Below are 21,885 nucleotides of genomic sequence, written 5' to 3' on the forward strand. Positions count from 1 at the left end.
GCACATGCCCGCCCTGCGGGGCTTCAAGGAGGATCAGGGCGGCAAAAAATGCCAGCACACCCTTGAAAGCCTGACGCGCGACCCCACTTATTGAAGCAAGTTCAGGTGCCGACACAAGGTACCGACAACCAGACTCATCTTTCAGGCTAGCAACAGATTCGAGGTATACGATTATGGGACGCATCATCGGTATTGACTTGGGTACTACCAACTCTTGTGTGGCAGTGCTCGACGGCGACAAGACCAAGGTCATCGAAAACGCTGAAGGTGGCCGCACCACGCCGTCCATCATCGCCTACACCGACGACAACGAGATCCTTGTCGGTCAGTCGGCCAAGCGTCAGGCAGTGACCAACCCGGAGAACACCCTGTTCGCGGTCAAGCGTCTGATCGGTCGCAAGTTCAAGGATGATGTCGTCCAGAAAGACATCAAGATGGTGCCGTACAAGATCGTCGAAGCCGACAATGGCGATGCCTGGGTCCAGGTGAAGGACAAGAAGATGGCACCGCCGCAGATCAGTGCGGAAATCCTCAAGAAGATGAAGAAGACCGCGGAAGACTACCTCGGTGAAGAAGTCACCGAAGCGGTCATCACCGTGCCGGCCTACTTCAACGACTCCCAGCGTCAGGCGACCAAGGACGCCGGCCGCATCGCGGGTCTCGAGGTCAAGCGCATCATCAACGAGCCGACTGCCGCGGCACTCGCCTACGGCATGGACAAGTCTCGTGGTGACAAGACCATCGCGGTCTACGACCTGGGTGGCGGTACCTTCGATATCTCCATCATCGAAGTCGCGGACGTCGACGGTGAGACCCAGTTCGAAGTGCTCGCCACCAACGGCGACACCTTCCTGGGCGGTGAAGATTTCGACATGCATCTGATCAACTACCTCGTTGACCAGTTCAAGTCCGACAGCGGCATCGACCTGTCCGGCGACAATCTCGCCATGCAGCGTCTGAAGGAAGCTGCCGAGAAGGCCAAGATCGAGCTGTCCAGCGCTCAGCAGACCGACGTGAACCTGCCGTACATCACCGCAGACAACACCGGTCCGAAGCACCTGAACGTCAAGGTGACCCGTTCCAAGCTCGAGTCGCTGGTCGATGAGCTGGTCGCTCGCTCCCTGAAGCCGTGCCAGACCGCTCTGGCCGATGCCGGCCTGTCCGCTTCCGAGATCGACGATGTCATCCTGGTCGGTGGTCAGACTCGCATGCCGCTGGTGCAGTCCAAGGTCGCTGAATTCTTCGGCAAGGAAGCGCGCAAGGACGTCAACCCGGATGAAGCGGTCGCCGTCGGCGCCGGTATCCAGGGTGGCGTGCTGGGTGGCGACGTCAAGGACGTGCTGCTGCTGGACGTGACGCCGCTGACGCTGGGCATCGAGACCATGGGTGGCGTGCTGACTCCGCTGATCGAGAAGAACACCACCATCCCGACCAAGAAGTCTCAGGTGTTCTCCACCGCTGACGACAACCAGGGCGCGGTGACCATCCACGTCCTGCAGGGTGAGCGCAAGCAGGCGGCACAGAACAAGTCCCTGGGTCGTTTCGACCTGGCCGACATTCCGCCGGCCCCGCGTGGTGTGCCGCAGATCGAAGTCGCCTTCGATCTGGATGCCAACGGTATCCTGAACGTGTCCGCCAAGGACAAGGCCACCGGCAAGGAACAGTCCATCGTCATCAAGTCTTCCGGCGGCCTGTCCGACGAAGAGATCGAACAGATGGTGCGTGACGCGGAAGCCAACGCCGACGAGGACAAGAAGTTCGAGGAAATGGTCCAGCTGCGCAATCAGGCCGATGGCATGATCCACGCGACCAGAAAGACCCTGACCGAAGCCGGTGACAAGGCCGAAGCCAGCGAGAAGGAAGCCATCGAGACGGCGATCTCCGAGCTGGAAGAAGCCCTGAAAGGCGACGACAAGGACGCGATCCAGGCCAAGCTGGATGCGCTGACCGAAGCCTCCGGCAACCTGGCGCAGAAGATGTACGCCGAGCAGGGTGCCCAGGGTGAGCAGGCTGGCGACGGTCAGGCTGACAAGAAGCAAGACGACGACGTGGTTGACGCCGAGTACGAGGAAGTCAACGACGACAAGAAGTCCTGAGGGATCTCTTGAACGACGTCTGATGACAGCGCGGGAGCCTTGCGAAGGTGTCCCGCGTTGTCGTTTGCACCGGTAGCGTATCGCGTGGGCGCACGCTGTCGGTGACAGCCGATATCCCAGAACAGACAGGCAGCCTTGGGCTGCCAGCAATCCAGGCGGACCTGATCCATGTCCAAGCGTGATTATTACGAAGTGCTTGGTGTCGAGCGTGGCGCCGACACCAAGGACATCAAGAAGGCGTACCGACGCCTGGCTCAGAAGCATCACCCTGACCGCAATCCGGATGACGAGGCCTCGGCGGAGAAGTTCCGCGAAGTGTCGGAAGCCTATGAAGTGCTGTCCGATGCGGACAAGCGCGCGGCCTATGACCAGTTCGGTCATGCCGGTGTCGACGGCCAGGGCGGCGGTGGCTTCGGCGGCGGTGGCTTTGGTGGTGGTGCCGGTGGCTTCGGCGACGTGTTCGGCGATGTCTTCGGTGACATCTTCGGTGGCGGCGGTGGTCGTCGCAATCCGAACGCTCCGCAGCGTGGCAGCGACCTGCGCTACAACCTTGATCTCGATCTGGAATCGGCGGTCGCCGGTACCACGGTCGACATCCGCGTGCCGCGTCTGGCTGCCTGTGGTCACTGTGATGGTGACGGCGCCGAGCCGGGTTCCACCAAGGAAACCTGCCCGACCTGCAACGGCATGGGCAAGGTGCGCATGCAGCAGGGCTTCTTCGCGGTCGAGCAGGCATGTCCGACCTGCCACGGGCGTGGCGAGAAGATCAGCGTACCGTGCCGCAAGTGTCACGGCGAAGGCCGCGTGCAGGAATCCAAGACCCTCTCGGTCAAGATTCCGCCGGGCGTCGACACCGGTGACCGTATCCGCCTGAACGGCGAAGGCGAGGGCGGTGTCAACGGCGGGCCGTCAGGTGATCTGTATGTCCAGGTCAATCTGCGCGAGCACGAGATCTTCAAGCGTGATGGGCGTCACCTGCAGTGTGAAGTGCCGATCAGCTTCGTGGATGCAGCGCTCGGTGGTGAGCTCAACGTCCCGACGCTGGATGGTCGTGTCGTGCTCAAGATTCCGGCCGAGACCCAGACGGGCAAGTTGTTCCGACTGCGCGGCAAGGGCGTCAAGCCGGTGCGTGGTGGCCCTGCCGGCGATCTGCTGTGCAAGGTGGTCATCGAGACACCTGTCAGCCTGAACGAAGAGCAGAAGGAGCTGCTGCGCCAGTTCCAGCAGAGCCTTGGCGATACCGGCAAGAGCCACTCGCCGAAGGAGAACAGCTTCTTCGATGGCGTGAAGAAGTTCTTCGAGGACATGAAGCCCTAGGCTGCGTCTTCGTTCTCCTCCGCGCTGGCGGATGCGCAACGCGAAAGCCCCACCCCGATGACTCGGGTGTGGGGCTTTTTCATTGTCAGGGCTCGCCTGACATGTCATCAGCGATGCGCTGTCAGGCGATGTTTCACTCTTGAGAGGCTGGCGTGAAGGCCTCGGGCTCGATCACCGCGAAACAGCTCAGCAGCGTGGTCTGGAAGCTGCTGAAGTTGTCATCCGAGACCATCAGGAAGCGATTGCCCTCCAGGTGCGTGAGCCCTTCGAAGTTGTCCAGTGACCACCCCTCGCCACTCGACAGGCGGGCAAGGGTGCGGACCTCGACAGTCGTCCCCGGCTCTCCCAGATGCGCGCGACGCAGGCTGATGACCAGCGGATAGGGCGGCGAGAAGGCGCGCTCCAGCATCAGGATGTCCCCGTCCGGCAGCATCTCCATGGCGGTCAGGCTCGAGCCCGTGTCGCTGGCCAGGGGGTAGCGCCATTCCTGCTTGCCATCCAGCGTGAACAGGCGCGTGGTGCCTTCGTCCATGCCCTCCGGGGTGGCTTCCAGACCGGCGAGCAGGCCGTACTCGGGGTGCAGGGTCAGCGCCTCCATGCCATTGTTGGGGGCGGCACCGCGTACGCCCACGGGGGTGGCGGGTTCGCTGATCGCCAGTCCGCTGGGCAGGAAGTGCTCGACTCGGGGTTGCTGCTCGAAGCTGATGACCAGACGGGTATCGCCGCGCCGGCCGTTGTGGTCCTTCAGCAGCTGCATGCCTTCGGCATCGCTCAGGGCGCCTTGCAGGGAGATGTCGGTCTCGTCGCGCAGCGTATAGGTCTTGAGTGCCTTGGCACCGACCAGCTCCCCATGGCGGAAGGCCAGACGCAGGCGGTGCAGCCAGCCTCGGTCCGACACGGCGTACAGCAGGGATTCATCCTTGTCCCAGCCGATATCGGACAGGCCGCCGACGGGGGTGCCATCCAGCCACTTGCCTGGCAGCTTGAGGGTGCCGCACCACTGGATCTCCGGCAGCTGGCTCATCTGCTCCGGCGAGGCCAGCGAGTAGGGGCGCGGGTGAACGCCACAGGCACTCAGCAGGCCGGCAACTGCCGTGGCAAGGGTTGCGAGGCGCAGCAGGCGCCAATGACGAATGGCATAACGATGAAGTAGCGACATGCTGACTCCGGGAACTGAGCGGTGAAGAGGGAGTGACGTGGACGGGCAAGAACTCAGTCTCCCGCTACTCTAGCGCGTAACGGGGGCAAATACATGACGTCAGCCAACGCTGCAGGCGGCTGATATACTCGCGGGGACAGCACAGGTGGCACACCCTCATCATCGCCGTGGGGTGGCTGCCCTCAAGACCCACAACAGGCAGGAGTCAGCATGACCCGTATCGCAATCATGGGCGTCGCCGGACGCATGGGACGCACGTTGGTCGAGGCCGTCGGTGCCGTGGAAGGCCTGACGCTGACAGCGGGCATCGTCGAGGCCGGTAGCTCCCTGGCAGGTGCCGACATCGGCGAGCTGGCGGGGCAGGGGCGTCTGGGTGTGGTCGCCAGTGACAGTCTGGCCGCCGTGGTGGATGACGTCGATGTCGTGATCGATTTCACCGCGCCGCAGGTGACGCTGGCCAATCTGGCGCTGTGTTCGGAGCACGGCAAGCGCATGGTCATCGGCACGACCGGTTTCAGCCCGGAGCAGCTCGAGCAACTGGATGGCTATCGCGACAGCGTGCCCTTCGTGTTTGCCGCCAACATGAGCTCCGGCGTCAATCTGACGCTGAAGCTGCTGGAAACGGCAGCCCAGGCACTGGGGGATGCGGGGTATGACATCGAGATCATCGAGGCGCACCACCGCCACAAGGTCGATGCCCCCTCCGGCACGGCACTGGCGATGGGCGAGGCGGTGGCACATGCCATCGGTCGTGATCTCGAGACCCACGGTGTCTTTGCACGCGAAGGACAGTGTGGTCCGCGCACCGACAAGGAAATCGGCTTCGCCACCGTGCGTGCCGGTGACATCGTCGGCGAGCATACCGTGATGTTCGCCACCGAAGGCGAGCGCATCGAGATCACCCACAAGGCCTCAAGCCGCATGACCTTCGCCAAGGGCGCGGCGCGTGCCGCCGAGTGGCTGTCAGCGCGTGGCGTTGGACGCTACGACATGCAGGACGTGCTGGGTCTCAAGTGATGTCCCGTCGGGGGCTCGGGTCGAGATCGCGTCCCGGGCACTCGATTTGCCGCGTTCGAGTGGCTTCCGGGCGCATCGTGGAAGCTGTCACCGCCGACAGGATATTGTCCGTCGGCAGTGATGGATGTCGCACCTTGCGGCGGGAATTGTTCCTGGCAGGTGACTCAGGGGGCAGGCTCGCGATCACTCCCGATGCTCCATAAGCTGACCGCTGTGACGAAACGACCGTATGGTGGGCACTGCCGCCCGCTCGCGGTGCAGTCATGGGGTGGTCAGCACCGCAGGATTCGGGTAATCTCTACCCAATTTGGCCGCACTCTTGGGGCCGCTGTGACAAGCAATATTCCGAAGAATGATAACAAGCGGGATGAAGCCTGATTTTTCGGTTTCGTCCCGCTTTTTTGCAGCCTGAATTTGCCGCTTCCGGCGAGCGCTCCTCACATGGGGAAGGCGCGTGGGAAGAGTGGCAGCGGGACCCAGACTCGGCGTCAGCCGAGTACGACAATCAAGCAGCATGTCCGGTGTTCGACCGCGGATTCCGGGCAGGAAAGTGGACACTTAGGGGAGGACGTTGCGTTGATCAAACCCGCGATACTGGCCTTGGAAGACGGCAGTGTATTTCACGGCAGCGCCATCGGCGCTGATGGGCAGACCAGTGGCGAGGTGGTGTTCAACACTGCCATGACCGGCTACCAGGAAATCCTGACCGATCCCTCCTACACCCGACAGATCGTCACTCTGACGTATCCGCACATCGGCAATACCGGCATCAACGACGAGGACAACGAGTCCGATCATGTCGCGGCCGCCGGCCTGGTCATCCGCGACCTCCCGCTGCTGGCCAGCAACTTCCGCTCCACTCGCTCTCTCGATCAGTACCTGCGTGACGAGAATGTCGTCGGCATCGCGGATATCGATACGCGTCGTTTGACGCGCATCCTGCGCGAGAAGGGCTCGCTGAACGGCGCCATTCTCGCCGGTGAGGATGCTCAGGGAGGTGACGCCGTCGAGCGTGCGCTGGAAGCCGCTCGTGCCTTCCCGGGCCTCAAGGGCATGGACCTGGCCAAGGAAGTCTCCTGCCGCGAGTCATTCGAGTGGCACGAAGGCGAATGGACCCTGGGAGAAGGCTACGCCGACACCCGTGAGTCAGAGCGCCCCTTCCACGTGGTCGCCTACGACTACGGCGTCAAGCACAACATCCTGCGCATGCTGGCCTCGCGTGGCTGCCGTCTGACCGTCGTGCCGGCGCAGACGCCTGCCGCCGAGGTGCTGGCGCTCAACCCGGATGGCATCTTCCTGTCCAACGGTCCGGGCGACCCCGAACCCTGCGACTACGCCATCACCGCGATTCGTGAAGTGCTCGAGACCGAGACGCCGGTCTTCGGCATCTGCCTCGGTCACCAGCTGCTGGCCCTGGCCTCCGGTGCGACCACCGTCAAGATGGGCCACGGTCACCATGGTGCCAACCACCCGGTGCAGGATCTTGACAGTGGTGTGGTGATGATCACCAGTCAGAATCACGGCTTCGCGGTGGATGAAGCCGGTATGCCGAGCCATCTGCGCGCGACCCACAAGTCGCTGTTCGACGGCAGTCTGCAGGGCATCGAGCGCACCGACCGTCCGGCCTTCAGCTTCCAGGGTCACCCGGAAGCCAGCCCCGGCCCGCAGGACGTCGCCCCGCTGTTCGATCGTTTCATCGAGATGATGCGCGCGCGACGCTGAGCCGAGCGCAGGCCCGAGGGCCTGATCCATCGTTGAGTTCAGTCACCAGATCATTGCGGGAAGAGACATGCCGAAACGTACAGACCTGAAAAGCATCCTGATCATCGGCGCCGGCCCCATCGTCATCGGCCAGGCGTGCGAGTTCGACTATTCCGGCGCACAGGCCTGCAAGGCCCTGCGTGAAGAGGGTTACCGGGTCATTCTGGTCAACTCCAACCCGGCCACCATCATGACCGACCCGGTGATGGCCGACGCGACCTACATCGAGCCGATCACCTGGGAGACCGTGGCGCGCATCATCGAGAAGGAGCGTCCGGACGCCATCCTGCCGACCATGGGTGGCCAGACCGCACTGAACTGTGCACTGGCCCTGGAGCGCGAAGGTGTGCTCGAGAAATTCGGCGTCGAGATGATCGGTGCCAACGCCGATACCATCGACAAGGCCGAAGACCGTGATCGCTTCGACAAGGCGATGAAGAAGATCGGCCTGGCGTGCCCGAAGGCCAAGGTCGCACACTCCATGGAAGAGGCCTGGGAAATCCAGGCCGAGCTGGGCTTCCCGTCCATCATCCGTCCCAGCTTCACCATGGGCGGTTCCGGCGGCGGCGTGGCGTACAACCGTGAAGAATTCGAAGAGATCTGCCATCGCGGTTTCGAGCTGTCGCCGACCCGTGAGCTGTTGATCGACGAATCGCTGCTGGGCTGGAAGGAATACGAGATGGAGGTCGTTCGTGACAAGAACGACAACTGCATCATCGTGTGTGCCATCGAGAACTTCGACCCGATGGGCGTGCATACCGGTGACTCCATCACTGTCGCCCCGGCACAGACCCTGACCGACAAGGAATACCAGCTGATGCGTGATGCATCGCTGGCCGTCCTGCGCGAGATCGGTGTCGAGACCGGTGGCTCCAACGTCCAGTTCGGCATCTGCCCGGACACCGGTCGCATGGTCGTGATCGAGATGAACCCGCGCGTGTCGCGCTCCTCTGCACTGGCCTCCAAGGCGACCGGTTTCCCGATCGCCAAGATCGCCGCCAAGCTGGCCATCGGGTATACCCTGGACGAGCTGCAGAACGACATCACCGGTGGCAAGACGCCGGCGTCCTTCGAGCCGTCCATCGACTATGTCGTCACCAAGATTCCGCGCTTCACCTTCGAGAAGTTCCCGCAGGCCAATGACCGTCTGACCACGCAGATGAAGTCGGTCGGCGAAGTCATGGCCATCGGTCGTACCTTCCAGGAATCCCTGCAGAAGGCACTGCGTGGCATGGAGACCGGTGTCGATGGTCTCGATCCCATCGTGGCCGACTATGGCGACGAGAACATGGCGCGCATCAAGGGCGAGCTGCAGGCCGCCGGTGCTGAGCGTATCTTCTACATCGCCGACGCCATGCGTGCCGGCCTTGGCATCGAAGAGATCTTCCGTCTCACCAACATCGACCGCTGGTACCTGGTGCAGCTGGCCGACCTGATCGCTCAGGAAGGCGAAGTGGCGGCGAGTTCTCTGGGCGAGATGGATGCCAATCGTCTGTTCCGTCTCAAGCGCAAGGGCTTCAGTGATGCCCGTCTGGCGCGCCTGATGGGCGTGTCCGAGAAGGCCTTCCGCAAGCATCGTCAGCAGCAGGGCATCCGCCCGGTCTACAAGCGTGTCGATACCTGTGCCGCGGAGTTCGCTTCCGACACCGCCTACATGTACTCCACCTACGAGGAGGAGTGTGAGGCCGAGGTCAGCGACAAGAAGAAGATCATGGTGCTGGGCGGTGGTCCGAACCGCATCGGTCAGGGCATCGAGTTCGACTACTGCTGCGTCCACGCCTCCCTCGCCATGCGCGCGGACGGCTACGAGACCATCATGGTCAACTGCAACCCGGAAACCGTGTCCACCGACTACGACACCTCCGATCGCCTCTACTTCGAGCCGGTGACGCTGGAAGACGTGCTGGAGATCGCCGACAAGGAACAGCCTGTCGGTGTCATCGTCCAGTTCGGCGGTCAGACGCCGCTGAAGCTGGCCCGTGAGCTCGAGGCCGCCGGTGTGCCGATCATCGGTACCACGCCGGACGCCATCGATCGCGCCGAAGACCGCGAACGTTTCCAGCAGATGATCGAGAAGCTCGGTCTCATCCAGCCGGAAAACGCCACCGCACGCAGCTTCGAGGAGGCCTTCGTCAAGGCCGAAACCATCGGCTACCCGCTGGTGGTGCGTCCGAGCTACGTGCTGGGCGGCCGCGCGATGGAAATCGTCTACTCCGCCTCCGAGCTCGAGAACTACATGACCCACGCGGTCAAGGTCTCCAATGACTCGCCGGTGCTGCTGGATCACTTCCTGAATGCCGCCATCGAGGTCGACATCGACGCGGTGTCCGACGGCAAGCAGGTCGTGATCGGCGCCATCATGCAGCACATCGAGCAGGCTGGTATCCACTCCGGTGACTCGGCGTGCGCACTGCCGCCTTACTCGCTGCCGGCAGACGTCCAGGAAGAGATGCGTGAGCAGGTCAAGCGCATGGCGCTGGAGCTCAACGTCGTCGGTCTGATGAACGTTCAGCTGGCCTGGCAGGATGGCGTGATCTATGTCATCGAGGTCAACCCGCGTGCCTCGCGTACCGTGCCGTTCGTCTCCAAGTGCATCGGCCAGTCACTGGCGCAGATCGCCGCGCGTTGCATGGCCGGCCAGACCCTGGAAGAGATCGGTTTCACCCAGGAAATCGTGCCGACCTTCTACAGCGTCAAGGAAGCGGTGCTGCCGTTCGCCAAGTTCCCGGGTGTCGATCCGATCCTGTCACCGGAAATGAAGTCCACCGGTGAAGTGATGGGCTCTGGCGATACCTTCGCCGAGGCCTTCTACAAGGCGCAGCTGGGCGCCGGGGAAGCCATCCCGACATTGACGGGCGATCGCAAGGCGTTCCTGTCCGTGCGCGAGTTCGACAAGGCGGGCGTTATCGAGGTGGCCCGCTCTCTGGTAACATTGGGCTTTACGCTTTGTGCTACCCGTGGCACGGCAGAGGTGATTGCCGCTGCCGGGCTCGAGGTTGAACCCGTCAACAAGGTGTTCGAGGGGCGGCCGCATATCGTCGACATGATCAAGAACGGCGAGATCGCCTACATCGTCAACACCACTGAGGGACGTCAGGCCATCAATGACTCGTCCGTGATTCGCCGCACTGCGCTGGCGCACAAGGTGCCCTATGCCACGACGTTGGCGGGTGCCAATGCCGTGTGCATGGCGCTCGAGTACGGAAACGATGTCAAGGTCCGTCGTCTCCAGGATCTGCATGCAGGAGTCATGATATGAGTAGAAGTCCGATGACCGTCGAGGGCGAAGATCGCCTGCGCAAGGAGCTCGAGCACCTCAAGGGCACGGAACGCCCCAAGGTCATCGCTGACATCGCGGAAGCACGTGAGCACGGCGATCTCAAGGAGAACGCCGAGTATCACGCCGCGCGTGAGCAACAGGGTTTCATCGAGGGGCGTATCCAGGAGATTGAAGCCAAGCTCTCGATGTCCCAGGTCATCGATGTCACCAAGCTGCCCAAGACAGGCAAGGTGATCTTCGGTACCACGGTTGATCTGATGAACCTCGATGACGACAGCGAAGTGCGCTATCGCATCGTGGGTGAGGATGAGGCCAGCATCAAGGACGGCAAGATCTCCGTTACCTCACCGATCGCGCGTGCGCTGATCGGCAAGGAAGAAGGGGATGTCGTGGTCGTGCGTACCCCGGGTGGCGATGTGGAGTATGAAATCTCCGAAGTGCATCACATCTGAAGCACGTCACATCTGAAGAGCATCGCCTCTGATTCGTCAGATTTCGATGTCATGACAGCCCTGCCGGTCATCCCGGCAGGGCTGTTTTTTTGGCCTGCGGGCACGGAATCCTTCAGGGAGGGAGTAATGGAAGTACAGGGAAGTCAGCCGGAAAAGCGCATCATGGCAACCTCCATGGTGGCCATCTTCATGGTGCTCGGGCTCATGCTGTTCGGGGTGGCATATGTGGTCTCCCAGTCGTTTGCCTATCGGTACACCGGGGACTCGGCGCTGTTGACGCCGTCATTGGTCCTGGGGAGTGCCCTGTTGGCGAGGGGAGTTTTCCACCTGGTGGTGCCGCTGGCGCACTTCGGCGATCAGTCGCTTTATCTGCGGCCGTCACCACTCATTGGGTGTCGCAAGATCGAGTATGAGCTGATCGAGGATTTCACTTTCGACAAGAAGACGCTGGTCATCAAGTATCGTGATGCCGGCAACGGTGAGGGGGAGTCCAGGCAGACGACACTCAAGCGTCATCAGGTCACCCAGCGGGCGCTGGATGACATCACCTTCGAGCTGAATCAGCGCGTCAGGTCGTGATTGTCAGTCACAGAAAACAGAAACGCCGCCCTCGATGAGGGCGGCGTTTCTGTCTGCGGCAGGCGTGGCGTGCGAGGTGAGCCTCGTCAGGCCTGGGCCCGGCGGCTTACTTCTCGCTGAAGCGCTGTACGTTGGACAGCTTCGGCTTGGCCTGCGGGTTGCGGCGATACAGCAGGGCGATCTTGCCGATGCTCTGGATCAGGGTCGCGCCGGTTTCGCTGCACAGGTGGCGAGCCACCTCGCCACGGGCTTCGCGATCATTGATCGCCAGCTTCAGCTTGATCAGTTCGTGATCGTGCAGTGCGCGCTCGAGTTCGGTCACGACGCCGTCGGAAAGGCCGTTTTCCGAGACGGTGACGATCGGGTCAAGATGGTGCCCGATGCTGCGAAATGCTTTCTTTTGTGACTGTGACAAGCTCATGGTATCGTAAAGTTTCCCTGTTGGCGTCCGATGGGAGCGGGGAGCGTAGCGAAAGACAGGGTCGACTCCAGGGCTTGAAATCCAGGGGTGTGAACCCGTCTGTTGCGCAGGCAATGTCTGTGCCCGCGGGCGGAACCGCGCGCAGGACCCGCCATTCTACTCCATGACGACGCTCATGACACGACCCGTGCGCAAGCTTGCCACGCCTTTCGTGTCGTCGTTATCCCCCCGCACCATCTCCCGCCAGTATTCGATTTCCCCCGACATTCCAGGTGACAACGTGGCTCACCCCAGCAAGAGCAGCGCTGGCTGGATGAAGGAACACTTTGATGACGCCTATGTCCAGCGCAGCTGGGCCGATGGCTATCGTTCCCGTGCCAGCTACAAACTGATTGAAATCGATGACAAGGACCGCCTGCTCAAGCCGGGCGCTACCGTCATCGACCTAGGTGCCGCCCCCGGTGGCTGGAGCCAGATCGCCGCGGATCGCGTCGGCATGGAAGGCGTGGTCATCGCCTCCGACATCCTTGAGATGGACGCCCTGGCCGGCGTCGATTTCATCCAGGGTGACTTCACCGAAGAGGCCGTGCTGAACCAGATTCTGGCCACCTTGGGGGATCGCCCGGTGGATCTCGTGATCTCCGACATGGCACCCAACATGAGCGGCATGAGCGCGATAGATCAGCCTGCCGGCATGTATCTGGTCGAGCTGGCGCTGGATCTGGCGCGCCAGACGCTCAAGCCGGGTGGCAACTTTCTGGTCAAGGTCTTCCAGGGAGAGGGCTTCGATGCCTACCTGAAGGACATGCGTGGCAGCTTCAACAAGGTCGTCACGCGCAAGCCGGAAGCGTCGCGCGCCCGCTCGCGCGAGGTCTACCTGCTTGGGCAGGGGTTCAAGGGCTGACGTTGCCCTCGATGCCAGGCGATCCCGATTTCTGCCCCGGACGACGACTTCATCACCGGTTAAGGCGGCCGATGGCATACTTGGTCAGGCTGGAATCATTGTGCCTCGGTCGAAGTCGTTGTATCTCTGATATAGGCCGACTATCGGCTGAATAGTCCGGTGCCGGCCTTTAAGCAATGGTTGCCGGCCCCCATCTGGTGTAGTGTCGATAGCATTGGGCCTTGAGCACGGAGGGCCGGTAACAGGTTGATGAGATGCCAAGGTCGCATCATCATCGATCGGCAAGCAGAACAACGCAGGCAAGCTTTGAGTGACTCGGTAGGCAAGGCGGCGTGTTGCGTCGTTTGATACCCCGCAGGCACGATCAGATAGCATGGCAGGCCACCACAAGACGGCAGTCGGAGTATTCACGGCATGCCAAGACAGATTCATGCAATGAGGGTGTCCCCTTGAACGACATGGCGAAGAACCTGATTCTCTGGTTGATCATCGCGGCAGTGCTGCTGACGGTGTTCAACAACTTCAGCGTCGATACCTCGCCGCAGGCGATGAACTATTCACAGTTCGTCCAGCAGGTGCAGAACGACCGGATCAAGAGTGTGACCATCGATGGCTACACCATCGAGGGTGAGCGGGCCGACGGCTCCAGCTTTACCACCATCCGGCCGGCGGCGTCCGATCCCAAGCTGATGGATGACCTGCTCTCCAACAAGGTGGAGGTCATCGGCAAGAAGCCTGAGCAGCAGTCGCTGTGGACACGTCTGTTGATTGCCAGCTTCCCGATTCTGATCATCCTGGCCATCTTCATGTTCTTCATGCGCCAGATGCAGGGTGGTGGTGCCGGCAAGGGTGGCCCGATGAGCTTCGGCAAGTCGAAGGCCAAGCTGCTGAGCCAGGATCAGATCAAGACCACCTTCAGCGACGTCGCGGGCTGTGATGAAGCGAAGGAAGAGGTCGAGGAACTGGTCGACTTCCTCAAGGACCCCAGCAAGTTCCAGCGTCTTGGCGGTCAGATTCCGCGTGGCGTACTGATGGTGGGTCCGCCGGGTACCGGCAAGACCCTGCTCGCCAAGGCGATTGCCGGCGAGGCCAAGGTGCCGTTCTTCAGCATCTCCGGTTCTGACTTCGTCGAGATGTTCGTCGGTGTCGGTGCCTCCCGTGTGCGTGACATGTTCGAGCAGGCCAAGAAGCAGGCGCCGTGCATCATCTTCATCGATGAGATCGACGCCGTCGGCCGCCACCGTGGCTCCGGCATGGGCGGTGGTCACGATGAGCGCGAGCAGACCCTGAACCAGCTGCTGGTCGAGATGGATGGCTTCGAAGCGAATGACGGCATCATCGTCATCGCCGCGACCAACCGTCCAGACGTGCTTGACCCCGCATTGCTGCGCCCGGGCCGTTTCGATCGCCAGGTGATGGTAGGCCTGCCGGACATCCGCGGCCGCGAGCATATCCTCGGCGTTCACCTGCGCAAGGTGCCGATGGGCGACGACGTGGTGCCGGTCAATATCGCACGGGGTACGCCGGGCTTCTCTGGCGCGGATCTGGCCAACCTGGTCAATGAAGCGGCCCTGTTCGCTGCACGTCGCAACAAGCGCCTGGTCGGCATGGAAGAGCTCGAGCTGGCCAAGGACAAGATCATGATGGGCGCCGAGCGCAAATCGATGGTCATGTCCGAGAAGGAGAAGCGCAACACGGCCTATCACGAGTCCGGTCACGCCATCATCGGTCTGGTGATGCCAGAGCATGATCCGGTCTACAAGGTCTCGATCATTCCGCGAGGCCGTGCGCTGGGTGTGACGATGTTCCTGCCGGAAGAGGACCGCTACAGCTATTCTCGCCAGCAGATCATCAGTCAGATCTGCTCGCTGTTCGGCGGTCGTATCGCCGAAGAGATGACGCTGGGGCCGAATGGTGTCACCACCGGGGCTTCCAACGATATCAAGCGTGCCACCGAGCTTGCCCACAACATGGTCGCCAAATGGGGTCTCTCCAGTGAAATGGGCCCGATCATGTACGATGAGGACGAGTCTCACCAGTTCCTCGGCGGTCCGGGTCAGGGCGGCGGCAAGCTGAAGTCGGGCGACACCACCTCACGTCTCGACAAGGAAGTGCGTCGTATCATCGACGAGTGCTACGCCAAGGCGCAGCAGATCCTTGAGGAGAATCGCGACAAGCTGGATGCGATGACCGAGGCGCTGATGACCTACGAGACCATCGATGCCGAGCAGCTGGCCGACATCATGGCAGGGCGCACTCCGCGTCCGCCCAAGGACTGGGGTGGCCCGGCCGGTGGTGGTGACAGTGGTCTCGTCGCACCGGTGGCCGACACGCCGAAAGCTGAGGCGCCTGAGGCCCCCGGGTCAGACGGTGATGACGCAGACACTGACGACGGTGAGGAAGATACGCGCCGCCGTCCGTCAGATCCGCTGGGTGGTCCAAGCGGTCACTGAGCCATGAATCAGCCATCATCGCGCTGACTCTCACAACGCCCGAGCGGACATTCCGCTCGGGCGTTGTCGTTTTCGGGGCAGACATTCGCGGCGCCCTGGATGCCCCGAGGCGGCTGATGGCAGGTGATGTCATCCGCGATCAGGCGTCGGGGTGAGCCGGCTAAGTGTGGGTGAGGCGGTGTGACTCACTATCCTGCGCGGCGTGGCTCAGGTTCCTGACCCTGATCAGATGATTTGCCTGGGCAGATGGCGTTGCCATCTGCTGACGCCCCATGTGGCGGCCGTTCGACGCCTTGCGCGGCCGATGAGGCCTCTTTAAAGTGGGTGCCCGATTCCTTCTCCGGCAGCCATGATGTTCGTCCTGGCTGCCCGTTTTCTGCATGGGTGATCATGTCGACTTACGCTGATTCACTGCCACGCGAGCCCGTGGTGGGCCATTCAATGGCGCTTGACTGCGGTGGACGCACGCTTGACCTGTCACGCCCGCGTGTCATGGGGATTCTCAATGTGACCCCGGACTCCTTCTCGGATGGTGGGCGCAGCGCGACCCTGGACGCCGCGCTGCGCCATGCCGAGCAGATGCTGGCCGATGGCGCCGCCATCATCGACGTGGGTGGTGAGTCGACCCGCCCGGGGGCGAGCCCTGTCAGTGCGGATGAGGAGCTGGCACGTGTCTGTCCGGTCGTCGAGCGGCTGGTGAGCGAGCTGGGGGCGCTGGTGAGCGTCGATACCAGTACCCCGGAGGTGATGCAGGAAACGGCACGTCTCGGGGCTGGCATGATCAATGACGTGCGTGCATTGCGTCGTGAGGGCGCCCTTGAGGCGGCCGCGCGCAGCGGCCTGCCGGTGTGCCTGATGCACATGCGTGGCGAGCCGGACACCATGCAGCAGGATACCGCCTATGCGCAGTCGATCGAGGATGAGGTCAGTGGCTTTCTAGCCGAGCGCATCACCGTCTGTGAGGCCGCAGGGATCGAGCGTTCGCGTCTGTTGCTGGACCCCGGCTTCGGCTTCGGCAAGTCCCTGCAAGACAATCTGCGTCTGTATCACCGCATGGCGCAGCTGCACGAATTCACCCTCCCGCTGCTGATCGGCACCTCTCGCAAGAGCATGATCGGCAATGCGCTCGGGCGCGCGGTAGAGGATAGACTGGCTGGCAATCTGGCGCTGACGGCACTTGCCGTCCGTGAAGGTGCCCGATTGCTACGCGTTCACGACGTGGCCCCGACTGTCGATGCTGTCGACATGACGTGGGCCGTGCTACAGGAAGGCACGATACGATGAGTCGACGTTATTTTGGTACGGATGGTATTCGCGGCACGGTCGGTGAATTCCCGATCACGCCAGACTTCATGCTCAAGCTGGGCTGGGCGGCCGGGCGTGTCTTTGCACGCCATGGCCGCGGCAAGGTACTGATCGGCAAGGACACGCGCATCTCGGGGTACATGTTCGAGTCGGCGCTGGAGTCCGGTCTTTCTGCCGCAGGCGTGGATGTCTCCCTGCTGGGGCCGATGCCGACACCGGGCATCGCCTATCTGACGCGGACCTTCCGCGCGGATGCCGGTATCGTGATCTCGGCCTCGCACAATGCCTATCCGGACAATGGCATCAAGTTCTTCTCCGCGGCCGGCACCAAGCTGGATGATGCGCTGGAAGCCGAGATCGAGGCCGAGCTGGATCGCGATATCGAGATCGTCGGGCCGGATAGCCTCGGCAAGGCCTCGCGCATCCAGGATGCCGCCGGCCGTTACATTGAATTCTGCAAGTCGACCCTGCCGGGCCGTCTGGGCCTGCATGGCATGAAAGTGGTGCTGGATTGCGCGCATGGCGCGACCTACCACATCGCGCCGAATGTCTTCCGTGAGCTGGGCGCCAAGGTCAGCGTCATCGGTGGCGAACCGGATGGTCTGAACATCAACCAGGATGTCGGCTCCACCAACCCGCAGGCACTGCGGGCGGCCGTGATCGAGCAGGGCGCCGATCTTGGCGTGGCCTTCGATGGCGACGGGGACCGTCTGATCCTGGTCGATGCCGATGGCCGGGTCATCGATGGCGATGACATCCTCTACATGATCGCGCGGGATCGTCACGAGCGTGGGGTGCTGGGGGGCGGTGTCGTCGGCACGCTGATGTCCAACTTCGGTCTGGCGGCAGCGCTGGAAGGTCTGGGAATTCCCTTCGAGCGTGCCAAGGTCGGTGATCGCTATGTCATCGAGCGTCTGGAAGCCAATGGCTGGCAGTTGGGGGGGGAATCCTCCGGTCACATCGTCTGCAGCCATATCCAGAGCACCGGGGATGGCATCGTCTCCGCGCTGCAGGTGCTGGCGATCATGGCGCGTGAGGAATGTTCTCTCAGTGAGTTGCTGGTCGGTTTCGAGAAGGCGCCGCAGGCGTTGATCAACGTACGTCTGACTCCGGGCTGTGACAACCAGGCGCTGATGGCGGCGGATGCCGTCCAGGCCGCGGTAGCGGAAGTGGAAGAGACGCTGGGCAGCGAAGGACGCGTGCTGTTGCGTCCCAGTGGTACCGAGCCACTGATCCGTGTCATGGTCGAGGGGCGGCCGCACTTTGATGTGCAGGCACTGGCCCGTCAGATCGCCTCGGCGGTCGAGGCCAGCATGCAGGCCCGCTGATATCACCCGCGGTCATCAGAATCGACGACAGGCGCCCAGTGCGCCTGTCGTCGATTCTGAGCGCCATGAAAGGCCCGATCGAGCGTGCCTGCAGGGCTTGACAGTTCGCGATGAGGTTGTCAGTCAGGGGCCGCTCCATTACCATCCTCGCACTGCTCATAAGGGAGAAGCACATGCGTACACCGCTGATTGCCGGTAACTGGAAGATGAATGGCGATCTTGCCCTGATCGACGAGTTCGCCGACGCACTGGGGGCTGCAGCGCTGCCCCAGGGGGTTCAGGTGGCGTTGGCATTGCCTTTCCCTTATCTGAGCGCTGCGCGCGAGCGGCTGCCGGCGACGGTCCTGCTGGGCGCCCAGACGTTGAACCCGGCGGAATCAGGCGCCTTCACCGGTGAGGTGGCAGGCAGCATGCTCAAGGATGTGGGCATGACGCTGGTGCTGGTCGGGCACTCCGAGCGTCGCAGCCTGTATGGCGAGGACGATGCTGCCGTGCTTGCACGAGTCAATGCGGCTCTCGCGTCAGGCCTCACGCCGGTGCTGTGCATCGGTGAGACACTGGAAGAGCGTGAAGCCGGTGAGTCGGAGCGTGTCGTGCTGGGTCAGCTGGAGGCCGTGTTCTCCGAGCTGTCCGCTGAGGCGCGTGCCCGTCTTGTCGTGGCCTATGAGCCGGTCTGGGCGATCGGTACCGGCCGCACGGCATCGCCTGAGCAGGCGCAAGCCATGCACGCCGCTATCCGTGCACGCCTGGGCGAGTGGTCCGCGTCTCTCGCGGATGCCATGCAATTGCTGTACGGCGGTAGCATGAAAGCTGCCAATGCCGCCGAGCTGCTCGCGCAGCCGGATATCGACGGCGGCCTGGTGGGAGGTGCTTCTCTCCAGGTCGACGAATTCCTAGCCATTTGCCAGTCTGCAGGTTGAATCTCATGCAAGTAGCCGTTCTGATGGTCCATGTGGTACTCGCGGTCGCACTGATCGTGCTCGTCCTTCTCCAGCAGGGCAAGGGTGCCGAAGCTGGCGCTGCCTTCGGTGGTGGTGGTGCTTCCCAGACCGTTTTCGGGTCCAGCGGTAGTGGCAACTTCCTCGCGCGCTTCACCGGCGTGCTGGCAGCAGGCTTCTTCGCGACGTCCCTGACCCTGGCCTGGTTCGCCTCCAATGCCAACCAGACCTCCGTGGAAGCGGGCATCCCGAATGCCACCGTGATCGAGCAGCAGAAAAATTCACTGCCATCACTTGACGACTCCAGTGAAAGTGTGGAGAATACGTCGCCAGTGCTCGAGGAAAGCGGCAACGCAGACCAACCAGTACTCTAAGGAATTCAAGGCATTATCGTTTGAATTCTTCCGGGTAACGTCTCAGGCGATACCCGCCCCCGTGCCGAAGTGGTGGAATTGGTAGACACGCTATCTTGAGGGGGTAGTGACCTTATGGTCGTGGGGGTTCAAGTCCCCCCTTCGGCACCATCCTGTTAGATCGATTGGCAGTCTGGACGCAACTCTGCCACCTTTGAAAGACGTCATTCCTTGACCTCCTTTTACGGTGACATTACCATCGTCCGACTATTGTTGCGGGGTGGAGCAGTCTGGTAGCTCGTCGGGCTCATAACCCGAAGGTCATCGGTTCAAATCCGGTCCCCGCTACCAAGTTTCTTGAAAGGCCCCTTCCTATGAAGGGGCTTTTTGTTAGCACCAGTGCCAATCAGCCACCTAGCTCTCCTCTCTACTCCCGGTCAGGTGCCTGATGCAACTGCTGTAGGAGCCTCGTCTGTGTCAACCAAGGACGCTACGCTTAAAGCGCTTATCGATCCCGTCGTTTCTGCTCTGGGCTTCGAGCTCTGGGGTATCGACTATCTCTCCCAAGGCAAGCAGTCCCGTCTGGTGATCTATATCGACCATTCCGATGGCATTTCCGTGGATGACTGCGCAAGCGTCAGTCGTCAGGTCGGTGCCGTGCTGGATGTCGAGGACCCCATCACGGGCCAGTTCCAGCTTGAAGTTTCATCCCCAGGCATGGATCGTCCGCTGTTCACGCTTGATCAGTACGAGCGCTACATCGGTCATGTGGTGGCACTGCGACTGCGTCAGGCCTTCGATGGCCAGCGCAAGTACCAGGGGCTGGTGACTGGCACCGAAGACGGTGATGTCGTGATCCGGGTCGACGAAGAAGAATACTGCTTTCCGATCGAAAGCATCGACCAGGCACGCATTGTGCCGCAGTTCAAATAACTGACGTTGTCGGCACATTGCTCGCTTGGCGAGCTCGAGTCGATGCGCAAGGACAGGTTTCTGGCGAGGCAAAGTCATGAGCAAAGAGATTCTGCTGGTCGTTGACGCCATCTCCAATGAGAAGGGCGTGCCGCGGGATGTGATTTTCGAGGCCGTCGAGGCGGCACTGGCTTCGGCTTCACGCAAGCGTTTCGATCAGGAAGAGGCGGATATCCGCGTCAAGATCGATCGTGTCACCGGTGATTATGCGACCTTCCGTCGCTGGACCGTCGTGGAAGACGACGAGTTCGAGACGCCGGACTACGAGATCAAGGCCAGTATCGCCGAACAGCGCGAAGAGCCGCTGGCGCTGGGCGCCGTGGTCGAGCAGCAGATCGAGTCCGAAGCCTTCGGTCGTATCGCTGCCCAGACGGCCAAGCAGGTCATCGTGCAGAAGGTGCGCGAAGCCGAGCGTGCCGAAGTCGTTCGCCTGTACGCGGAGCGTGAAGGCGAGCTGGTCGCGGGGATCGTCAAGAAAACGACACGTGACGGCCTGATCATCGACCTGGGCGACAACGCCGAAGGCTTCCTGCCGCGCGGCGAGATGATCCATGGCGAGCGTTACCGCTTGAACGAGCGAGTACGCGCATTGCTCTGGAAGGTTGATACCGAGGCGCGTGGATCCCAGTTGATACTCTCGCGGACGCGTCCGGAGCTGATCATCGAACTGTTCAAGATCGAGGTGCCGGAAATCGCCGAGCAGCTGATCGAGATCAAGGGCGCGGCTCGCGATCCGGGCTCGCGGGCCAAGATTGCGGTCAAGAGCAATGACAAGCGCATCGACCCGATCGGTGCCTGTGTCGGCATGCGCGGCTCGCGTGTGCAGGCCGTGTCAAACGAACTGCGTAATGAACGCGTGGATATCATCCTGTGGGATGACAATCCTGCCCAGTTGGTCATCAACGCCATGGCACCGGCCGATGTCGGCTCCATTCTGGTCGACGAAGACACCCATTCCATGGATGTCGCTGTCGCCGCGGACAATCTGGCACAGGCCATTGGTCGTAGCGGTCAGAACGTGCGCCTGGCCAGTGAGCTGACAGGTTGGTCGCTCAATGTCATGACCGAGGCGGAAGCCGAGGGCAAGCGCGAGCAGGAAATCGACAGCTTTGTCGAATATTTCATCACTCATCTCGAGATTGAAGAGGATCTAGCCCGTGTCCTGGTGGACGAGGGCTTCACCTCACTCGAGGAAATCGCCTATGTCCCGCTCGAGGAAATGCTCGAGGTCGAGGGCTTTGACCAGGATCTGGTCGAGGAGCTGCGCGCTCGGGCCAAGGATGAACTGCTGAATCTCGCCATCGCCACTGAAGAGCAGCTGGACGGCGCACAGCCGGCCGAAGATCTGCTCAACATGGAAGGCATGGAGAGTCATCTGGCATACATCCTGGCCAGCAAGGGTATCGTCACCATGGAAGACCTTGCCGAGCAGGCCATCGATGATCTGAAAGACATCGAAGGCGTCGACGAAGAGCGAGCAGCGGCGTTGATCATGACCGCCCGCGCGCCCTGGTTCGCAAGCGAACAGTAACTAGGTCACGGGCTCAGGA

General features: G+C 61.9%; 17 protein-coding genes and 2 tRNA genes. 17 read left to right on the top strand and 2 right to left on the bottom strand.

Features of this window, described 5'->3' with window-relative positions:
* Positions 1-173: 173 nt before the first annotated feature.
* Together dnaK and dnaJ are read left to right on the top strand one after the other, a co-directional pair.
* Positions 174-2,096, top strand: coding sequence for a molecular chaperone DnaK (gene dnaK, locus QD228_RS11100; protein WP_077379512.1), 1,923 nt, complete (start codon positions 174-176; stop codon positions 2,094-2,096).
* Positions 2,097-2,264: 168 nt separating this feature from the next.
* Positions 2,265-3,413 carry a molecular chaperone DnaJ gene (gene dnaJ, locus QD228_RS11105; protein WP_077379510.1) on the top strand — a complete coding sequence of 383 codons (1,149 nt, stop codon included), beginning with the start codon at positions 2,265-2,267 and terminating at the stop codon, positions 3,411-3,413.
* A gap of 133 nt (positions 3,414-3,546) precedes the next feature.
* Here dnaJ and QD228_RS11110 read toward each other — a convergent pair whose 3' ends face one another.
* A complete protein-coding gene (locus tag QD228_RS11110; RefSeq protein ID WP_077379508.1) occupies positions 3,547-4,572 on the bottom strand; it encodes an esterase-like activity of phytase family protein in 1,026 nt (341 codons plus the stop codon).
* A gap of 210 nt (positions 4,573-4,782) precedes the next feature.
* Here QD228_RS11110 and dapB point away from each other — a divergent pair, with 210 nt between their 5' ends.
* The 5 genes from dapB to QD228_RS11135 all read left to right on the top strand — a co-directional run bounded on the left by dapB (position 4,783) and on the right by QD228_RS11135 (position 11,661).
* Complete coding sequence (dapB, locus tag QD228_RS11115) at positions 4,783-5,589, top strand: 4-hydroxy-tetrahydrodipicolinate reductase (protein ID WP_084209490.1); 807 nt, start codon at positions 4,783-4,785, stop codon at positions 5,587-5,589.
* Between the two features lie 576 nt (positions 5,590-6,165).
* Positions 6,166-7,311, top strand: coding sequence for a glutamine-hydrolyzing carbamoyl-phosphate synthase small subunit (carA, locus tag QD228_RS11120; protein WP_279875581.1), 1,146 nt, complete (start codon positions 6,166-6,168; stop codon positions 7,309-7,311).
* Between the two features lie 67 nt (positions 7,312-7,378).
* Positions 7,379-10,609: a carbamoyl-phosphate synthase large subunit gene (carB, locus tag QD228_RS11125; RefSeq protein ID WP_084209488.1), complete on the top strand. Its 3,231-nt coding sequence runs from the start codon at positions 7,379-7,381 to the stop codon at positions 10,607-10,609.
* On the top strand, positions 10,606-11,082 hold the full coding sequence (gene greA, locus QD228_RS11130; RefSeq protein ID WP_077379500.1) for a transcription elongation factor GreA: 477 nt from the start codon (positions 10,606-10,608) through the stop codon (positions 11,080-11,082). Before carB ends, greA begins: the two co-directional genes overlap by 4 nt.
* Positions 11,083-11,208: 126 nt before the next feature.
* The gene (locus QD228_RS11135) at positions 11,209-11,661 is read left to right on the top strand and encodes a hypothetical protein (RefSeq protein ID WP_279875582.1); all 453 of its coding nucleotides are present in this window, start codon (positions 11,209-11,211) and stop codon (positions 11,659-11,661) included.
* Positions 11,662-11,767: 106 nt separating this feature from the next.
* On the opposite strand, the gene yhbY is transcribed toward QD228_RS11135, so the two are convergent.
* Positions 11,768-12,082 (bottom strand): ribosome assembly RNA-binding protein YhbY, encoded by a 315-nt coding sequence (yhbY, locus tag QD228_RS11140; protein ID WP_077379496.1) that lies wholly within the window; start codon positions 12,080-12,082, stop codon positions 11,768-11,770.
* Positions 12,083-12,257: 175 nt separating this feature from the next.
* On the opposite strand from yhbY, the gene rlmE reads away from it, so the two are divergent.
* The 10 genes from rlmE to nusA all read left to right on the top strand — a co-directional run bounded on the left by rlmE (position 12,258) and on the right by nusA (position 21,866).
* Entirely contained in the window at positions 12,258-12,986 is a 729-nt protein-coding gene (gene rlmE, locus QD228_RS11145) for a 23S rRNA (uridine(2552)-2'-O)-methyltransferase RlmE (RefSeq protein ID WP_084209486.1), read from the top strand.
* Positions 12,987-13,435: 449 nt separating this feature from the next.
* Positions 13,436-15,439, top strand: a complete 2,004-nt coding sequence (ftsH, locus tag QD228_RS11150) for an ATP-dependent zinc metalloprotease FtsH (RefSeq protein WP_065392485.1) — start codon at positions 13,436-13,438, stop codon at positions 15,437-15,439.
* A 441-nt stretch (positions 15,440-15,880) separates the two neighbouring features.
* Complete coding sequence (gene folP, locus QD228_RS11155) at positions 15,881-16,723, top strand: dihydropteroate synthase (RefSeq protein ID WP_279875605.1); 843 nt, start codon at positions 15,881-15,883, stop codon at positions 16,721-16,723.
* Positions 16,720-18,072, top strand: coding sequence for a phosphoglucosamine mutase (gene glmM, locus QD228_RS11160; RefSeq protein WP_077379492.1), 1,353 nt, complete (start codon positions 16,720-16,722; stop codon positions 18,070-18,072). The genes folP and glmM overlap by 4 nt, the downstream gene beginning before the upstream one ends.
* 173 nt (positions 18,073-18,245) lie before the next feature.
* Positions 18,246-18,992 (top strand): triose-phosphate isomerase, encoded by a 747-nt coding sequence (gene tpiA / locus QD228_RS11165; RefSeq protein WP_136939438.1) that lies wholly within the window; start codon positions 18,246-18,248, stop codon positions 18,990-18,992.
* A 5-nt stretch (positions 18,993-18,997) separates the two neighbouring features.
* Positions 18,998-19,384, top strand: coding sequence for a preprotein translocase subunit SecG (secG, locus tag QD228_RS11170; protein ID WP_077379488.1), 387 nt, complete (start codon positions 18,998-19,000; stop codon positions 19,382-19,384).
* 63 nt (positions 19,385-19,447) lie between these two features.
* Positions 19,448-19,534: transfer RNA gene (locus QD228_RS11175), tRNA-Leu, on the top strand.
* A 103-nt stretch (positions 19,535-19,637) separates the two neighbouring features.
* Positions 19,638-19,714, top strand: a tRNA-Met gene (locus QD228_RS11180).
* Positions 19,715-19,837: 123 nt separating this feature from the next.
* A complete protein-coding gene (rimP, locus tag QD228_RS11185) occupies positions 19,838-20,296 on the top strand; it encodes a ribosome maturation factor RimP (protein ID WP_077379486.1) in 459 nt (152 codons plus the stop codon).
* Between the two features lie 76 nt (positions 20,297-20,372).
* A complete protein-coding gene (nusA, locus tag QD228_RS11190) occupies positions 20,373-21,866 on the top strand; it encodes a transcription termination factor NusA (protein WP_077379484.1) in 1,494 nt (497 codons plus the stop codon).
* Positions 21,867-21,885: the final 19 nt, after the last annotated feature.

The sequence above is a fragment of the Cobetia sp. 3AK genome (genome assembly GCF_029846335.1).
Lineage (GTDB): Bacteria > Pseudomonadota > Gammaproteobacteria > Pseudomonadales > Halomonadaceae > Cobetia > Cobetia marina.